Source organism: Agrobacterium sp. OT33 (genome assembly GCF_017313365.1).
Lineage (GTDB): Bacteria > Pseudomonadota > Alphaproteobacteria > Rhizobiales > Rhizobiaceae > Agrobacterium > Agrobacterium rhizogenes_A.
Genome location: NZ_JAFLMZ010000005.1, coordinates 298738 through 315175, shown reverse-complemented (window position 1 = coordinate 315175; position 16438 = coordinate 298738). Strand labels below are relative to the sequence as shown.

Genomic DNA, 16438 nt, shown 5'->3' with positions numbered 1-16438 from the left:
TGGAGGTTTTGAGAATGGACAAGACAATCAAGAGCGCCGAAGAGGCGCTTTCCGGCATCGGTGACGGTGCGACGATCATGATCGGCGGTTTCGGCGGCTCCGGTGCGCCGATCGAACTGATCCACGCGCTGATCGACAGGGGACCAAAGAACCTGACCGTCATCAACAACAATGCCGGCAATGGCCGCATCGGCATCGCCGCGATGATCGATGCCGGCATGGTCAGGAAGATGATCTGCTCCTTCCCGCGCTCTTCCGATCCGCGCGCCTTTACAGACCGCTATCTGGCCGGTGAAATCGAGCTGGAACTGGTGCCGCAGGGCACGCTGGCCGAGCGCATCCGCGCCGGCGGTTCCGGCATTCCGGCCTTCTACACCCCGACCGGTTTCGGCACGGAACTGGCTGAAGGCAAGGTTATCGCGGAATTCGACGGCCGCTCTTACGTTCAGGAACGCTGGCTGAAGGCGGATTTCGCCATCGTCAAGGCCGAGCTTGGCGATACCTATGGCAACCTCACCTACAACAAGGCGGGGCGCAATTTTAACCCGCTGATGTGCATGGCCGCGAAGACCACTATCGCGCAGGTCTCGAAGATCGTCGCCGCCGGTGAAATCGATCCGGAGCATGTCGTCACGCCCGGCATTTTCGTGAACGGCGTCGTGGAAATTCCCGATCCGCAACAGGAAGAAGTCCTCATTCGTGCGGGAGTAGCCTACGCATGACCCAGACCATCGACACCCGCGAAGACATCAAGCTCTCCAACGCCCAGATCGCATGGCGCGCGGCGCAGGACATCGAGGATGGCGCTTATGTCAATCTCGGCATCGGCTTTCCGGAAATGGTGGCGCGTTACCAGCCGCCCGGCCGTCAGGCGATTTTCCATACCGAAAACGGTATTCTCAATTTCGGCGAGGCACCGCCGGAAGGTGAAGAGGACTGGAACCTCATCAATGCCGGCAAGAAGGCCGTGACATTGAAGCCGGGTGCCGCCTTTTTCCACCATGCAGACAGCTTCGCCATGGTGCGCGGCGGGCATCTGGATGTGGCGATCCTCGGCGCCTATCAGGTGGCGCAGAATGGCGATCTCGCCAATTGGCGCGTCGGCTCCAAGGGCGTGCCGGCCGTTGGCGGCGCCATGGATCTGGTGCATGGCGCCAAGCAGGTCTTCGTCATCACCGAACATGTGACCAAGAACGGCGAACCGAAGCTGGTGGAAAAATGCAGCTTTCCGTTGACCGGCGTTGGCTGCATCACCCGCATCTATACCAGCCATGCGGTGATCGACGTGGTGGATGGCCGTTTCGTGCTGCGTGAAAAACTGCCGGCGATGACGTTTGAGGAATTGCAGGTCATGACCGGAGCGCCGCTCAGTGTGGATGGCGAGGTAACCGATCTCGTCGCGCCGGAACTTTGAGGCCAGAACTCCAGATCGTTTTGGTTTTTTTCGAATCGCCAAACCGATCTATCTCTTTGATTTTACGCGTTGTCCGGACGTAAAAGCGTTACCGCTTTTGACTTGAAACGCTCTAAGGAAAGACCGATGACCGAAGCCTATATCTGCGATTATATCCGCACGCCCATCGGCCGCTTCGGCGGCGCGCTCTCCTCGGTTCGCGCTGACGATCTTGGCGCGGTGCCGCTGAAGGCGCTGATGGAACGCAATGCCTCCGTCGATTGGGAGGCCATCGAGGATGTGATCTTCGGCTGCGCCAACCAGGCGGGCGAGGATAACCGCAATGTGGCGCGCATGTCGCTGCTGCTTGCCGGCCTGCCGGTTTCCGTGACCGGAACGACGATCAACCGGCTGTGCGGCTCGGGCATGGATGCCGTCATTGCGGCCGCCCGCGCCGTCAAATCGGGCGAGGCGGAACTGATGATCGCCGGCGGCGTGGAAAGCATGAGCCGCGCGCCCTTCGTTCTGCCGAAAGCCGAAAGCGCCTTTTCGCGCAATGCCGAAATCTATGACACCACCATCGGCTGGCGTTTCGTCAACCCGCTGATGAAGGCGCAATATGGCGTCGATTCCATGCCGGAAACCGGGGATAACGTCGCGATTGATTATCAGGTTTCCCGCGAGGATCAGGACGCTTTCGCCGTTCGCAGCCAGCAGAAGGCGGCGGATGCGCAGGCCAATGGCCGTCTCGACAAGGAAATCGTCTCGGTGACGATCCCGCAGCGCAAGGGCGATCCGCTTGTCGTCTCCAGAGACGAACATCCGCGTGCGACCAGTCTCGAAGCACTGGCAAAGCTGAAGCCGGTCAACAGGCGCGATGGCGCGACGGTGACGGCGGGCAATGCGTCTGGTGTCAATGACGGTGCCGCCGCGCTCATCATCGCTTCAGCGGAAGCGGCGAAGAAATACGGTCTGACGCCGATTGCCCGCATTCTCGGCGGTGCCGCCGCCGGCGTCCCGCCGCGCGTCATGGGCATTGGCCCGGCCCCTGCCTCGGCCAAGCTTTTGGCACGGCTCGGGTTGAAGCAGGAACAGCTTGACGTGATAGAACTCAACGAGGCCTTCGCCAGCCAGGGCCTTGCGACCCTTCGCCAGCTTGGCATTGCCGATGACGATGCGCGGGTGAATGCCAATGGCGGCGCGATCGCCCTTGGTCATCCGCTCGGCATGTCGGGTGCCCGCATTGCCGGCACGGCGGCGCTTGAACTTGCGCTGACCGGTAAGCGGCTTGCGCTCGCCACCATGTGCATTGGCGTCGGGCAGGGTATCGCCGTGGTGCTGGAGCGGGTCTGACGGGACAAGCGGCATTCGGTATCGGGATACGCGGCGAGTGCCGTCGCGATACGGTGCGGATGTTGCTGTAAAACGGTGCGAATGCCCCCTTAAATGGGTATGAATGTCGCTGCCGCGGTTTCATGACGGTGGTTGGGCCGTTCAGGCCGCTGGCCGACGATTTGCTTGCGTTGGCCCATACCACCCAGCCCACCTACTCCCCCTTATTCCTGTGCTTGTCACAGGAATCCAGCCGGCGCGCATCTGCGCGGCGGAGAGTCGCCTTCAGCCCAAGGGCTTGGGCTGGCTGGATCCCTGTGACAAGCACAGGGATGAGGGAGGAGGCGGGATAGACTAGTCGCAGTGGCAGTCGTGATGGACTAGCAAAGCTGGCACTGTTCAAGCGGCGGCGGGTCGGAATTTTTCCCATGACGCTCCCAGCCATATCCCTTCGCCATATTGGATTCCATCATCATCCGTGACATGTTTTGCGAGATATGACGGAAATCTTTCCGCCTGCGGGAGCCAGCATGAAGCGTCCAACCATCACCGATGTCGCAAAAGCCGCCGGCGTCAGCGTCGCCACCGTCGACCGGGTGCTGAACGGCCGCCTGCCGGTGCGGGAGGAGACCGCGCGGCGGGTGTTCGAGGCGGCGGAGAAGATCGGTTTCCACGCCACCAACATCATTCGCCAGCGTATGCTGGCCGATATGCCGTCCTACAGTCTCGGCATCATACTGCGTAAAGAACGGCACGCCTTTTACCAGACCTTCGCCGATGAGCTGGAGCTTGCGGCGCGCAACATCCGCGATCGCCACCTCAACCTGCGCATCGAATTCGCCCAGTCCGGTGAGCCGGGAGAACTTGCGGCGCTGCTGACCGGCATGAAGGGCCGCGTGCAGGCGGTTGCCGCCACGGGGCCGGACCATCACGATGTCACGGCCGCTGTCGAGGCGCTGAAGGCCAAGGGTATACCGACCTTTTCGCTGCTGTCCGATTTTGCTCAGGGCGTGCGGGAGGCCTATTTGGGCGCCAACAATATGAAGGTTGGGCGCACGGCAGCCTGGATGATCTCGCAGCTGGCGCGCGGCAGGGGCAAGGTGCTTCTGCTGCTGGGCGGGCACCGTTTCCACGGCCATTCGCTGCGCGAAACCGGCTTTCGCAGCTACATGCGGGAATATGCGCCGGAATTTGAGGTGATGGATGCCCTCATCACGCTGGAAACGCGTCGCCTGACCTATGAGCTTGTCATGGACACCATCGCCAAGCACCGCGATCTCGTCGGCATCTATTGCATCGGCGGTGGCATGGAAGGGGTGATCGAGGCGCTGCAGCAGGAAAACCGGCACGAAAACATCGTCTGCCTCGTGAATGAACTGACGCCCGAATCCCGTCAGGCGCTGCTGGAAAGGCGCATCAGCGGCGTTTTCCAGACACCGTTACGCGAGCTATGCGCCGACCTTCTGGCCACCATGGTTCACACCATCGAACACGGCATGGCGGAAACGCCGGGACAGCGTTTTGTGCCTGCGCATCTGTGGGTTCCTGAGAGCCTTTGATGGTTTGATGGATTCCATCATAAATCCGGCGCGCGTTTCTATCAGGCTTGATGGTTTCGGCGGTCCCTGACGCGTTGACGCCGGGGCCGGACTAGGAAATCTTGGCCTGCGTGCGGAACGGGCAGGAGGCCGGACCCACGCGACATTAGATTATTTCAAGGCTGTTTGACGCTGCGGGTTTCCTTCGCGGCGAAGGCCAGCTTTTGCCGGAAGGCGGTGGCGGCGCGATGCGCTCAGGCCGGCTCGACCGGTTCTTTTCAAAGGGGTTTGGAGGAGAACGACATGAAAAGACATTTCGCAATTGCAGCTTTCGCCGTCATGCTGGCAACGGGCGCTTCGGCGCAGACCGTCGGGGTTTCGATGGCCCTGTTCGATGATAATTTCCTGACCGTGCTGCGCAACGGCATGATTGATTATTCCAAGGGCATGAGCGGCGTGTCGCTGCAGGTCGAGGATGCGCAGAACGATGTCGGCAAGCAGCTGAGCCAGGTGCAGAATTTCGTCGCCGCCGGCGTCGATGCCATCATCGTCAATCCTGTCGATACGGACGCGACCGTAGCACTTTCGCAGGCCGCTGCCGCCGCCGGTATTCCGCTTGTCTATGTCAACCGCCAGCCGGTCAATCTCGACAGCCTGCCGGACAAGCAGGCCTTCGTCGCCTCCGATGAAAAACAGTCGGGCACCTTGCAGACGCAGGAAGTCTGCCGGCTGTTGAAGGCAGCGGGCAAGACGGAAGCCAGGGCCGTGGTGATGATGGGCGAGCTTTCCAACCAGGCGGCGCGCATGCGCACCCAGGATATCAAGGATGTCGTCGCTACGCCCGAATGCAGCTTCATCAAGCTTGTCGAGGAGCAATCCGCTAACTGGTCGCGCACGCAGGGCTCGGACCTGATGACCAACTGGCTTTCAGCCGGCGTCGAGTTCGATGCGGTCATTTCCAACAATGACGAGATGGCCATCGGCGCCATCCAGTCGTTGAAGGCGGCAGGCCGGTCGATGGACAGCGTCATCATCGCCGGCATCGACGCCACGCAGGACGCGCTTGCCGCCATGGCGGCGGGCGATCTGGATGTGAGCGTTTTCCAGAACGCCGCAGGCCAGGGCAAGGGGGCGCTGGATGCGGCGCTGAAACTCGCCAAGGGCGATGCGGTGGACAAGAAGGTCTTCGTACCCTTCGAACTGGTGACGCCTGACAACCTCAAAAACTATCAGGCCAAGAACTAGCCTTGGCCTTGCCCAGGCGGCTTCTCCGCTCCCGGGGAGTGCCGCCGGGCAGGCCGAACGCGCCGGAGCCGGCAGGATGGCCGGCTCCGGCGACACGACATGAAGCAACCAGCAGCGATTTCCGTGGGAGGAAACCTTGAAGAAACTATTGATGGCGACGGCACTCTGCATTTTCGCGACACCGGCCTTTGCCGAGACCCGTATCGCTGTGTCCATGACGTCTTTCGACAATCCGTTTCTGACGATCCTGCTCAACGGTATCAGGGCCGAGGCCGGACGCGATAAAAACATCGAGCTTCTGGTTGAGGATGCCCAGCTTGATCCGTCGAAGCAGCTTAATCAGGTGCAGAATTTCATCGCCAATGGTGTCGACGCGATCATCGTCAATGCCGTGGATGGCGACGCCACCGCCGCAATCACCAAGGCCGCATCAGCCGCAAAAATTCCGCTGGTGTATGTCAACCATCCGCCGGCCGAACTGGAAACCGGCCTGCCTGACGGAACGGCCTTTGTCGGTTCCAACGAACTCGATTCCGGCACCATGGAAGCTGAAGCCGCCTGCAAGCTGATGGGCGGCAAGGGCAAGGCCGTCATCCTGATGGGACCATTGGAAAACCACGCGGCACTGGTGCGCACCAAGGATGTCGAAACGGTATTTTCCAAACCGGAATGCAAGATCGAAATCCTCGAAAAGCAGACAGCGAACTGGAGCCGTACGCAGGCGCAGGACCTTGTCTCCTCCTGGCTGACGGCGGGCATCCAGTTCGATGCCGTCATCGCCAATAATGATGAAATGGCGATAGGCGCCGCGCAGGCCCTCAAGGCAGCGGGCGTTTCCATGAAGGATGTCGCCATTGCCGGCATCGACGCCACGCCGGACGGTCTTGCCGCCATGCAGGCCGGAGACCTCGATATCACCGTTTACCAGAATGCTACGAAGCAGGGCGAGGTCTCGGTTCAGACGGCGGTGAAGGCCGCTGCCGGGCAAAGCACCGAGAAGACGCTTTGGGTGCCGTTCGAACTCGTCACCCCGGAAAACATGTCCGCTTACGCGAAATAGACGGGGCTTTGGCCCCGGTCCATCTATCACTCCACTGGAAACAGCCATGAAACATACGCTCGATCCCCACATGTTCCGGCACCTCTCCCTGGCCGAAACCTGCCGCAAGGTCGCAGACCTCGGTTATGAATACGTCGAACTTTCGCCGCGTCCGGATTTTCTCTCCTGGTGGACGAGGCCGAAGGTCTATCCCGAACGGGTCGCCGAATTCAAAAAGGCGTTGAAGGACCATGGTGTCGGCCTTGCGACGCTGCAACCCATGTATCGCTGGGCAAGCCCCTATCCGGACGAATGGGAGGTGGCGATCGACAACTGGAAACGCGCCATCGAGATTGCCGTCGAGATGGAATGCCCGATGTTCGTTTCGGAATTCGGCCGTGGCGGCTCGCCGGAGCGCAGCCTTAACGACCGTTCCGGCCTGCATCGCCCGGAAACCTGTGAGGCGCAGTTCTTCCGCGCTATGGATATTCTGGTGCCGATCCTCGAGCGGGAAGGGCTGGTGCTGTCGCTGGAGGCGCATCCCGAAGACTGGCTCGAGGAGATCGCGCCGGCCATCGACATCATCAAGACCATCAATTCCAAGGCGGTAAAGGCATCCTTCATCGCGCCGCACACGTTCTTTTACGGGCCGGACATGGTGGCGAACCTGCGCGCGACCGAGGGCCATCTGGTGCATGTGCGCCTTGCCGATACCTATGACCACAACAAGTCGTCGCAGCTGCGTTACATCGTCAATCCGCCCGGCTCCAAGGTGAGGGTGCATCAGCACACGGATTTCGGCCAGGGCGAGATCGACTGGGAGACCTTCTTTGCGACGCTCGCCGACATGAAATTCGATGGCGTGCTGTCGAACTGCGTCTTTGCCTGGGAAGATCGTGTCGATGAAAGCGCGCGGTTCATGCTCAGCGAAACCCGGCGATACGTCGCCAAATACTGGAAATGAGGTTTTTCAGATGACTGTGAAAATTGGTGTCGTCGGCACCGGCGCAATCGGGCGTGATCATGCCCGCCGTATCAACAAGGTTCTGGGCGGCGCGAAGATCGTTGCGCTCAGCGACGTCAACCGCGCCTCGGCCGAGGCGGTCAAAAACGACATCGCCCCGGATGCCGTCGTGTTCGCCACCGGCGAAGAGCTGATCGCATCGCCCGATGTGGATGCCGTGCTCGTCACCTCATGGGGCGCAACCCATGAGCAATATGTGCTGGCGGCCATTGCCGCCGGCAAGCCGTGCTTCTGCGAAAAACCGCTGGCGACAACGGCCGAAGGCGCAAGACGCATCGTCGACGCCGAAGTGGCGCATGGCAAACGGCTGGTTCAGGTGGGCTTCATGCGCCGTTATGATGCCGGTTACGTGGCGCTGAAACAGGCGGTGGACAGCCGGATCGGCGCGCCGATCATGGTGCACGCCGCCCACCGCAACCCGACGGTTCCGGAGCAGTACGTCACGCCCATGGCGATCCATGACACGATGATCCATGAGATCGACGTGCTGCGCTGGCTGCTTGACGATGACTATGTTTCGGCACGGGTTCTCTTCCCCCGTTCGGCGGCCAGAAGCCATGCGCGGCTGAAGGACCCGCAGATCGTCATTCTGGAAACGGCGAAGGGCACGATCATCGACGTCGAAATCTTCGTCAATTGCCACTACGGCTACGATATCCAGTGCCAGGTGGTGGGCGAGGACGGCATTGCCAGCCTGCCGGAGCCGATGTCGGTGCAGACGCGCCTCGGCGCCAAGCTGCAGAATGATATCCTCACCGACTGGAAGGATCGCTTCATCGCCAGCTATGATGTGGAATTGCAGGACTTCATCCACGCGGCGGCAAAGGGTACGGCATCGGGACCGAATTCCTGGGACGGCTACGTGGCCGCCATCACCTCCGACGCCTGCGTGGCCGCGCAGGAGAAGGACGGGGCAGCCGTCGCAATCGAGCTTCCCACCCGTCCCGCCCTTTATCAGTGAGGTCTTTCATGCGTTTTGCCATTAACCACATCACCGCGCCGAAGCTTTCCCTTGAGGCGTTCTTTGCGACGGCCCGCGAACTCGGCCTCACCGAAGTCGAAATCCGCAACGACCTGCCTGATATCGTCGGCACGGTGGATCCGGCCGCGGTAAAGGCGGCAGCCGAAAAGGCGGGCGTGACGATCATCTCGATCAATGCGCTCTACCCCTTCAACGTCTGGTCGGGCGACCTGCCTGCGCGGGCCGTCGCGATGGCCGATTATGCGGCGGCAAGCGGCGCGAAAGCGCTGGTCATGTGCCCGCTCAATGACGGCACGGCAGTGTCCTTTGACGATCTCGTCACGGCGCTGAAGGCCATGAAGCCGATCCTTAAGGAACGCGGCCTGATCGGTTTCGTCGAGCCGCTCGGTTTCCCGATCTCGTCGCTGCGCACCAAGGCCGAAGCGATCAGGGCCATCGATGCGGCCGGTGGCGGCGATGTCTACAGGCTGGTGCACGACACCTTCCATCATCACCTTGCAGGCGAGACCGAGTTCTTCCCGGAGCGAACGGGACTGGTCCACATTTCCGGCGTGATCGATCCCGCCGTCTCCGTCGCCGACATGCTCGACGCCCACCGCGTTCTGGTGGATGGCGGCGACCGGCTGGAGAATATCGCCCAGATCAGGACGCTCGAGGCGGCCGGTTACAGGGGACCTTACAGCTTCGAACCCTTCGCGACGGAAGTGCACGACCTGAAAGACCCCGCCGCTGCCGTAGAGAGCAGCATCGACCATATCTCCCAGGCGCTCTGACCGCCTTGCCGCCCGGGGTTCGCCGCGGGCGGCGTTTCTTGCGGGGGATTAAAAACCCAAAGAAATCAATTCCGCATTTACGGATGATGCTGTAGTCTTCCGCAGATTAGAGAGCAGCAAACGGGCACGGGTATTCTTCAGATCGACTGCGTGAGGCAGGCTTTCTGCCCGCACCGTCCGAAGAAGAGTGGTTGAATTTCCCCTTTATGAAAATAGACAGGAAAACGACGCTTAAGGACGTGGCGCGGGAGGCGAATGTTTCGCTGAGTACCGCTTCGCATGCCCTCAATGGCACCGCACCCTTGACCGCACAGGTTCGCGAGCGGGTGCTGGAGGCGGCCCGCACGCTTGGTTACCTTGAAAACCGCCGGCAGAAGGCGACTATCGCCACCCTGCGCGTGGTGCTGCTCGCCATGACCAATGATGCCGCGCCGCAGAGCGACCTCAACATGGTCAGCTGGACGATGCTGAACGGCTTCCGTCGCGAATGCGAGCGGCGCGGTATTCGTATCGTTCCCTATGTCAGCGCGACGAGCCGGCTTGATCCGGTCGCTGTGGCGCAGGCTGCCGATGCCGACAATGTCGATGGTATCGTGGTCTTGAATGATGACAGGTCGCAGCTGGTCGAGGCGCTGTCCGCGCTTTCCAGGCCGGTGGTGCTGATCAATGGCGAAGACCCGGCCATGATCGTCGATACGGTGACGGCCGAAAACCGTTTTGGCGCCCGTCTCGGTATTGAGCATCTGCTGTCGCTCGGGCACCGCAATATCCTGCATATCACCTGGAAGGGGCGCACGACGATCCGCCGCCGTTATGACGGTTATAGCGACGCCTTTCTGGCGGCTGGCCTGACAGTTCCGGCCGATATGGTCATCGAGGTGGAGAGTTATGAGCCGGAATGGGGCGAGATCGCCATTCGCCGCCTGCTGGCCGAGGAATACCCGCTCAGAAACGCTACCGCCATTTTCTGCGCCGCCGACAATCTGGCGCTCGGCTGTCTGAAGGCGCTGACGGAAGCCGGTATCCGGGTTCCCGATGATGTCTCGGTGCTGGGTTTCGACGATATCATGCCGGCCGCCTTCAGCGCGCCGCCGCTCAGCACCATCCAGCTGCCGGCCGACCGGCTGGGCGGCGCGGCGCTTTCGCTGCTGGAGCAGCGGCTTGTGGCGGCCGATCCGACGCGCCCGGCGCACCGGCTGGAACTCGGCTGTCGGCTGGTTTTAAGGGGCAGCATCGCGCCGCCACCGAAGTAGGGTGATCCAACGCCTCCGGGGCTCGTGGCCATATGTCTTTAGGGCGATTAGCTCTCCTCCCGTCATTCCGGCCTTGAGCCGGAATCCAGCCGACGCGCGTCCGCGCGACGGGAAGACTCCTTTCAGCCCAAAGACTTGGGCTGGCTGGATCCCGGCTCAAGGCCGGGATGACGGGGTGAAAGGAGCACCTGTGACATCACCAAGCCAACGGTGAAGTTAGGGTTTCAACGCGAGTGTCCATAATCCCCTTTACTTCATCCCCGTGCCGGCAATGCCTGTCGTGATGTAGCGCTGCAGGAAAAGGAATACGACGGTAACAGGTGCCAGGCTGAGGAAAGTCATGGCGAGAATATAGTGCCATTGCACCGAGAACTCGCCCTGGAAGGCGTTCAACCCCACCTGCAGCGTGAAGTTTTCGCGGCTGCTGAGAACGATCAGCGGCCAGAGGAAGTCGTTCCAGCGCCAGAGAACCGAGAAGATGGCGAGAACCGCAAGCGCCGGCGCCGTCAGCGGCAGGATGATGCGCCAGAAGATGCGGAATTCGCTTGCCGCATCGACGCGGGCCGCCTCGATCAGCTCATCGGGAATGGTCAGCATATATTGCCTGAGCAGGAACACGCCGGTTGGTGTGGCCACGGTAGGGATGATGACGCCCCAGAGATTGTCGACGAGGCCGACGCCAACGATGACGAGATAGGCTGGCACCATGACGACGGTGAGCGGGATCATCAGGGTGGAGATGATCAGCACGAAAATCGCCTTCTCGCCGCGGAAGCGGTATTTCGACAGCGCGAAGGCCGCCATGGCATTGACGATCAGCGTCAGGATAGTCGCCACGAAAGTGACGAAGACCGAGTTCTTGAGGAAGGTCAGGAAGCTGAAGCGGGTCAGCGGATCGGTGAAGTTCTCCGTCGCGATGGTCAGCTTCTGGACGGGCGTTATTTCCCGTGTGTCAACGCTGACCGGCGGGCCGGGATTGGCCGGATCGACCATCTGGGCCTTGAGGCCAACGCGGCGGACCATGGCCATTTCCCGCTCCACACCATCGATGGTGGCTTTCCACAGGCTGAGCTGTTTGTCGTAACCTGGCACCTCCACCTGCACGGCGGCGCGCGGCAGAAGGCTCGGCGGAAACCGGGTGATTTCGGCTTCCGGTTTCAGCGAAGACATGGCGGCCCAGACGACCGGGATGAGGACGGCGAGCGTGCCGCCAATGAGCCAGACCCAGGACAGGATATCGGTGAGGCCGATCCGGCCGGGGCGGCGGGTGCGCGTGAGGAAGGAGACGGCGTTGGACATGGTCAGGACTCCATCTTTTTGCCGAGGCGCAGCTGCACGAGGGTGAGTGCGAGAAGCACAAGACCCATCAGAACCGATGCGGCGGATGCGAGGCCGAACAGCCTCAGATCGCTGCCGAAGGCCATCTGGTAGATATATTGAACGACGAATGTATTGGCCGTTCCCGGTCCGCCGCCGTTGGTAAGAACCCAAGCTTCATCAAATATTTGCACCGATCTGATCATCAGAAGGATGAGCACGACGAGCAGGTTGGGGCCGAGAAGCGGCAGGGTGATGCGGAAAAGCGTGCGCCGGGGTGAGGCGGCGTCGATGGCGGCGGCTTCATAAAGGTCCTTCGGGATGGCCTGAAGGCCGGCCAGCAGGATCAGCGTATAAAAGCCCATATGGAACCAGACCGAGACCACCACGACGAAGAACCGCGACCAGCCGACATCCAGCAGGAAGATTTCCGGCGGCACGCCGAGCATCTGGAAAAAGGCGTTCAGCAGGCCGTTGCGGTCGAGGAACCATTTCCAGATGAGGCCGATGACGACAGGCGACAGCAGGACGGGATAAAAGAACATGGCGCGGAAGAAACCACGCGCGGCAATCGCCCGGTTGAGGATGAGGGCGGTGATGAGCGCGACCAGCAGCGTGGCGACGACATTGAAGCCGACGAACCACAGCGTGTTCCAGATCGCTGTCCAGAACAGCGATTCCCGGCAGCTTCCGGGGTCCATGTAGCTCTGGCAGTCCAGCAGCTTGCCGAAATTTTCCAACCCGACGAAGGGGCGGTCGGTGATGAGAAGTTCGGTGCCGCCGGTAAAGGCGTAACCGACGGCAATCGCAATCGGCAGGAAGGTGAAGATGCCGAAGAGAACGAGGTTCGGCATCAGGAAAATATAGGGCATGCGCCTTTTGCCGATCAGCCGCTCGATGAAGTTGAGCGGCACTTCGGCGATCGCCATCACGGCATCGAGCGCACGGTCGGACAGTCTCGCAAGCGTCGGATTGGCCATGCTAACCTCTCCCTTCGCTGCCGAGGCGCGGCAGCGCCAGTTCCGTTACGGGATCGAAGACATGCACCTTTTCCCGCGCGGGCATGATCTTCAGCACAGAGCCGGAAGCGGGGGCGAAATGACCGGCCTGATGCACGATGATCTGCTCTTTCTCGCCCTGGAGGTTGCCGTAGAGATAGGTCTCGGTGCCGAGGCTTTCGTGATACTGCACCTCGAAGGGCAGGCCGGCATTGTCGGTGATGGTGAAATGCGAAGGGCGGATGCCCGCCAGAACCGCCTGTCCGGGGCTGACGGTTGCCGGGTCGACAAGGCAGGGCAGGGAGACGCCATAACCGGCGTCGATGGCGATGCTGCCGTCGCTACCCTTGGTGATGGTGCCCTTCAGCATGTTCATGCGCGGCGAGCCGAGGAAGCCGGCAACAAAGAGGTTGCGCGGATTGTCGAAAAGCTGAAGCGGGCTGCCCACCTGCTCGATGCATCCGGCACGCAGCACCACGATCTTGTCGGCCATGGTCATGGCTTCCACCTGATCGTGGGTGACATAGATCATCGTCGTCTTGATATCGCGATGCAGGCGGGTGATTTCGGCGCGCGTCTGCACGCGCAGCGCCGCATCGAGGTTCGACAGCGGCTCATCGAACAGGAAGATGTCAGGCTCGCGCACGATGGCGCGGCCGATGGCGACGCGCTGGCGCTGGCCGCCGGAAAGCTGCTTCGGCTTGCGGTCGAGATAGGGTTCGATGGCGAGCATGCGCGCCGCTTCGTTGATGCGGCTTTCGATTTCCGCCCGCTTGAATCGCAGGTTTTCCAGACCGAAGGCAAGGTTCTTGCGCACGCTCATATGCGGATAAAGCGCGTAGGACTGGAACACCATGGCGATCTTGCGCTCGGCGGGAGACAGCGCGCTGACATCGCGCCCGCCAATGCCGATGGTGCCTGACGTGACATCCTCAAGGCCGGCGATGATGCGCAGCAGCGTCGACTTTCCGCAGCCCGAGGGGCCGACGAAAACGACGAACTCGCCGTCCTCAATATCGAGGTCGATGTCATGCAGCACATGAACGGCGCCGAAGGCCTTGTTGAGGTTTTCCAGTTTAAGACTTCCCATTACCTGCTCCCTTCGGACAAGTTCGTCGTCGCGACGATCTCTTGGCTGTTCCAGCCCTCGGGCAAGGGCGTCGTTCTTTTAATGGCGACATCATGCGCCGCAAATCCTTCCACGCCGGCAAGATAGACCGCCGGCATTCCGCCGGGGTAATCCTGAAGACCGACGATCCTGCCTTCGGCATCCCGCGTCCAGGCATTGGCGCGGCCGGCGGCATCGGGGCTTGGCGCAATATCCGCATTGGTGGGGCGCAGATCATATTGCAGGCCGGTTCCGAGCTTGCCGGGCTGCTGCGCCAGCGTGATGCGCTCCAGCCTGACATTGTGGATGCCGGCCTTCGACGTGGCGACGAGGTTGATCGCGCCTTCCATGGAGCCGCTCAGATCTTCCACGATCAGATTGTCGACGCTGCCGGCCTGACGCTCGGGGCGGCGGTCGACGACGGTGACGGTCACGGCCTCGCCGGAGCCCCAGAAGCCGCCCGGCGTTTCGTGGCACTCGGCCTCGATCCGTGAAAAGCGGATGTTGCGCATGGCGCCGCCATCGCGGGAGAAAAGGCCGATGCCGCGATTGGACTCGACGATCTTGCAATCCTCGAACACCACATTGGTGAAATTGCCGAAGGATTCCGTGCCGAGCTTCAGGGCGCAGCTGACGCTGGAAACGGTGCAGCGGCGAACCGTGATATCATCGCAGACACCGACCGCCTTGCCGTCCGGCCCGGCGCTGGTCTTCAGGCAGATGCCGTCATCGGCAGTCGAGATAAAGCAATCCTCGATCAGCGCGCGCCGGCAGGCATCCAGCACGATGCCATCCGTATTGGGCAGGCGGCGGTCGTTTTCGATGCGGAGATTGCGGAAATTGAGAACGTCGCAATCGACCATATGCAGCGTCCACATGGGCGAGCCGCTGACGAAGAGGTTTTCAAGACGGACGTTGCGGCAGGCTTCCAGCACCATCACGCGTGGACGCCGTGCCGCCGGGATATAGGTTCCCATCGCCTCGTCATCGCCGGTGATGAAGTTCTTGCCGCCGGCCTCGATCCGGCCGGGGCCGGTGACGGCGATGTCGCTTGCGCCCCGGGCAATGATCATGCCGCGATTGGATTCCTCGGCGATCACCGAAACCGTTGTATGGGCATAGGCCTCATAGTCTGAAATGGGGGCAAGCACCGCATCTTCGGCAAGGTGCAGTTCCACGCCGGTCTTGAGCTGGAGGCCGCCGCTGACATGGCGACCGGCCAGAAGCGACACGCGACCGCCGCCCGCTGCCGAAACCGTATCGATCGCCCGCTGGATGTCGGCCGTGGCGTCATGGCCGCCGGCCGTGATGGTGATGTCAGGCTGAACACTCATGATACCTGCGGCCTCTTCAGAAATACGTCGATCAAAAGCAGCATCGTCAGCGCCTGCCCATAGGGCGTCGGCAGATTGGGAATGCGGCGGTAAAATTCGAGATCATGGCCCATGGGCGTGCCGTCGGAGACGCCGTGAACGACACCTTCGTCGTCAATATTGCCAAGCACTGCCTTCAGCGCCCGTTCCGCATGCGGCCGGTTCTCTTCGCCGAGAATGCCGGCCTCGATGCCGCGCAGAATGCCATAGGCTATACCCGCCGTTGCCGATGTCTCGACCGGCGAGGTCGGGTCATCGAGAAGTGTGTGGAACATGCCGTCCTCGCGCTGATATTGCCTGAGCGACCGCACCTGGCTTGCCAGCACATTGGCGAGGAAACGTTTGTCTTTTTCGCCGAGCGTCGGTACCAGTTCGAAAAGTTCGGGAATGGCAACCGTGATCCAGGAATTGCCGCGCGCCCAGAAGGCATGAGCGAAATTGTGACGGCCGTTGAAGGTCCAGCCATGATACCAGAGCCCGGTGACGGGGTCCGACAGATAACGCGTATGGACCATGAACTGGTAGACCGCCTCGTCGATCCAGTCCTGGCGTTTGCAGACGACGCCGGCGCGGGCGAGGAACAGACATGCCATGAACAGCGTGTCGTCCCAGAGTTCACCCTCGTTCAGCCGCTCCTTGACGACATGCTGGAAACCGCCATCTTCGGTTTTCGGCAATTGATGCACCAGCCAGTCGGCCCAGTCTTCCACCAGCGCCCGGAAATCCGGCCGGTCGACATGTTCGGTGAGGATGACGAGCGGCAGCATCGGCGCGGAGCTGTTGATCTGGCGCGGCGGCAGGCCGCGCTCGATCTGCCAGCCATACCATGTCACGAGGTCGTCAAGCGCCTTCCGGTCGTTGGCGGCGAGCGCCCGGCGCAGGAAGCCGTAAAGGCCCACACCCACTTCCCAGTCCCACTCGTCGAACTGGATCTTGCCATCGGAGCTGCCGCTGACCAGACCTTCCTGAATGCCCTTGAGGCGGCTGAAGGCGGCGGCGACATTGTCGATCGTCGTCCTGAGAGTGTCTTTTTCCATGCTTGGCTGGTTCATCTGTCAATTCC

Annotated in this window: 15 protein-coding genes; 10 read left to right on the top strand and 5 right to left on the bottom strand. The window is 61.5% G+C overall.

From position 1 onward, the window contains the following. The first annotated feature begins 14 nt into the window (after positions 1-14). From JZX88_RS14320 to JZX88_RS14275, 10 genes are all read left to right on the top strand, one after another. On the top strand, positions 15-722 hold the full coding sequence (locus JZX88_RS14320; RefSeq protein WP_206913972.1) for a 3-oxoacid CoA-transferase subunit A: 708 nt from the start codon (positions 15-17) through the stop codon (positions 720-722). Then, positions 719-1414 (top strand): CoA transferase subunit B, encoded by a 696-nt coding sequence (locus JZX88_RS14315; RefSeq protein WP_206913971.1) that lies wholly within the window; start codon positions 719-721, stop codon positions 1412-1414. The genes JZX88_RS14320 and JZX88_RS14315 overlap by 4 nt, the downstream gene beginning before the upstream one ends. Before the next feature lie 126 nt (positions 1415-1540). After that, on the top strand, positions 1541-2746 hold the full coding sequence (gene pcaF / locus JZX88_RS14310; protein WP_206913970.1) for a 3-oxoadipyl-CoA thiolase: 1206 nt from the start codon (positions 1541-1543) through the stop codon (positions 2744-2746). A 509-nt stretch (positions 2747-3255) separates the two neighbouring features. After that, positions 3256-4284, top strand: a complete 1029-nt coding sequence (locus JZX88_RS14305; RefSeq protein ID WP_142857732.1) for a LacI family DNA-binding transcriptional regulator — start codon at positions 3256-3258, stop codon at positions 4282-4284. Between the two features lie 282 nt (positions 4285-4566). After that, on the top strand, positions 4567-5508 hold the full coding sequence (locus JZX88_RS14300) for a sugar ABC transporter substrate-binding protein (protein WP_142857734.1): 942 nt from the start codon (positions 4567-4569) through the stop codon (positions 5506-5508). 151 nt (positions 5509-5659) lie between these two features. Next, complete coding sequence (locus JZX88_RS14295) at positions 5660-6568, top strand: substrate-binding domain-containing protein (protein ID WP_206914049.1); 909 nt, start codon at positions 5660-5662, stop codon at positions 6566-6568. Positions 6569-6614: 46 nt separating this feature from the next. After that, positions 6615-7511: a sugar phosphate isomerase/epimerase family protein gene (locus JZX88_RS14290; protein WP_065116962.1), complete on the top strand. Its 897-nt coding sequence runs from the start codon at positions 6615-6617 to the stop codon at positions 7509-7511. 10 nt (positions 7512-7521) lie between these two features. After that, positions 7522-8532, top strand: coding sequence for a Gfo/Idh/MocA family protein (locus JZX88_RS14285; RefSeq protein ID WP_206913969.1), 1011 nt, complete (start codon positions 7522-7524; stop codon positions 8530-8532). A gap of 8 nt (positions 8533-8540) precedes the next feature. Then, positions 8541-9326 carry a TIM barrel protein gene (locus JZX88_RS14280; RefSeq protein ID WP_206913968.1) on the top strand — a complete coding sequence of 262 codons (786 nt, stop codon included), beginning with the start codon at positions 8541-8543 and terminating at the stop codon, positions 9324-9326. Positions 9327-9532: 206 nt separating this feature from the next. Then, a complete protein-coding gene (locus JZX88_RS14275; protein ID WP_206913967.1) occupies positions 9533-10579 on the top strand; it encodes a LacI family DNA-binding transcriptional regulator in 1047 nt (348 codons plus the stop codon). Positions 10580-10828: 249 nt separating this feature from the next. Here the strand turns inward: JZX88_RS14275 and JZX88_RS14270 are convergent, their stop codons facing one another. From JZX88_RS14270 to JZX88_RS14250, 5 genes are read right to left on the bottom strand one after another with little or no spacing between them, the layout of a single operon-like run. Then, positions 10829-11878: a carbohydrate ABC transporter permease gene (locus tag JZX88_RS14270; protein ID WP_110759992.1), complete on the bottom strand. Its 1050-nt coding sequence runs from the start codon at positions 11876-11878 to the stop codon at positions 10829-10831. Positions 11879-11880: 2 nt separating this feature from the next. Then, positions 11881-12876 (bottom strand): carbohydrate ABC transporter permease, encoded by a 996-nt coding sequence (locus tag JZX88_RS14265; protein WP_020808843.1) that lies wholly within the window; start codon positions 12874-12876, stop codon positions 11881-11883. A 1-nt stretch (position 12877) separates the two neighbouring features. Beyond that, positions 12878-13984: an ABC transporter ATP-binding protein gene (locus tag JZX88_RS14260; RefSeq protein ID WP_065116957.1), complete on the bottom strand. Its 1107-nt coding sequence runs from the start codon at positions 13982-13984 to the stop codon at positions 12878-12880. After that, positions 13984-15336: a glycoside hydrolase family 28 protein gene (locus JZX88_RS14255; protein ID WP_206913966.1), complete on the bottom strand. Its 1353-nt coding sequence runs from the start codon at positions 15334-15336 to the stop codon at positions 13984-13986. The genes JZX88_RS14260 and JZX88_RS14255 overlap by 1 nt, the downstream gene beginning before the upstream one ends. Then, a complete protein-coding gene (locus tag JZX88_RS14250; protein WP_174029821.1) occupies positions 15333-16427 on the bottom strand; it encodes a glycoside hydrolase family 88 protein in 1095 nt (364 codons plus the stop codon). Before JZX88_RS14250 ends, JZX88_RS14255 begins: the two co-directional genes overlap by 4 nt. Between the last annotated feature and the right edge of the window lie 11 nt (positions 16428-16438).

Coding starts and splice junctions, on each gene's coding strand:
- JZX88_RS14290 (WP_065116962.1), top strand. CDS start 6,615: ATGAAACATACGCTCGATCCCCACATGTTCCGGCACCTCTCCCTGGCC.
- JZX88_RS14320 (WP_206913972.1), top strand. CDS start 15: ATGGACAAGACAATCAAGAGCGCCGAAGAGGCGCTTTCCGGCATCGGT.
- JZX88_RS14300 (WP_142857734.1), top strand. CDS start 4,567: ATGAAAAGACATTTCGCAATTGCAGCTTTCGCCGTCATGCTGGCAACG.
- JZX88_RS14255 (WP_206913966.1), bottom strand. CDS start 15,336: ATGAGTGTTCAGCCTGACATCACCATCACGGCCGGCGGCCATGACGCC.
- JZX88_RS14280 (WP_206913968.1), top strand. CDS start 8,541: ATGCGTTTTGCCATTAACCACATCACCGCGCCGAAGCTTTCCCTTGAG.
- JZX88_RS14265 (WP_020808843.1), bottom strand. CDS start 12,876: ATGGCCAATCCGACGCTTGCGAGACTGTCCGACCGTGCGCTCGATGCC.
- JZX88_RS14285 (WP_206913969.1), top strand. CDS start 7,522: ATGACTGTGAAAATTGGTGTCGTCGGCACCGGCGCAATCGGGCGTGAT.
- JZX88_RS14260 (WP_065116957.1), bottom strand. CDS start 13,984: ATGGGAAGTCTTAAACTGGAAAACCTCAACAAGGCCTTCGGCGCCGTT.
- JZX88_RS14275 (WP_206913967.1), top strand. CDS start 9,533: ATGAAAATAGACAGGAAAACGACGCTTAAGGACGTGGCGCGGGAGGCG.
- JZX88_RS14305 (WP_142857732.1), top strand. CDS start 3,256: ATGAAGCGTCCAACCATCACCGATGTCGCAAAAGCCGCCGGCGTCAGC.
- JZX88_RS14270 (WP_110759992.1), bottom strand. CDS start 11,878: ATGTCCAACGCCGTCTCCTTCCTCACGCGCACCCGCCGCCCCGGCCGG.
- pcaF (WP_206913970.1), top strand. CDS start 1,541: ATGACCGAAGCCTATATCTGCGATTATATCCGCACGCCCATCGGCCGC.
- JZX88_RS14315 (WP_206913971.1), top strand. CDS start 719: ATGACCCAGACCATCGACACCCGCGAAGACATCAAGCTCTCCAACGCC.
- JZX88_RS14295 (WP_206914049.1), top strand. CDS start 5,660: ATGGCGACGGCACTCTGCATTTTCGCGACACCGGCCTTTGCCGAGACC.
- JZX88_RS14250 (WP_174029821.1), bottom strand. CDS start 16,427: ATGAACCAGCCAAGCATGGAAAAAGACACTCTCAGGACGACGATCGAC.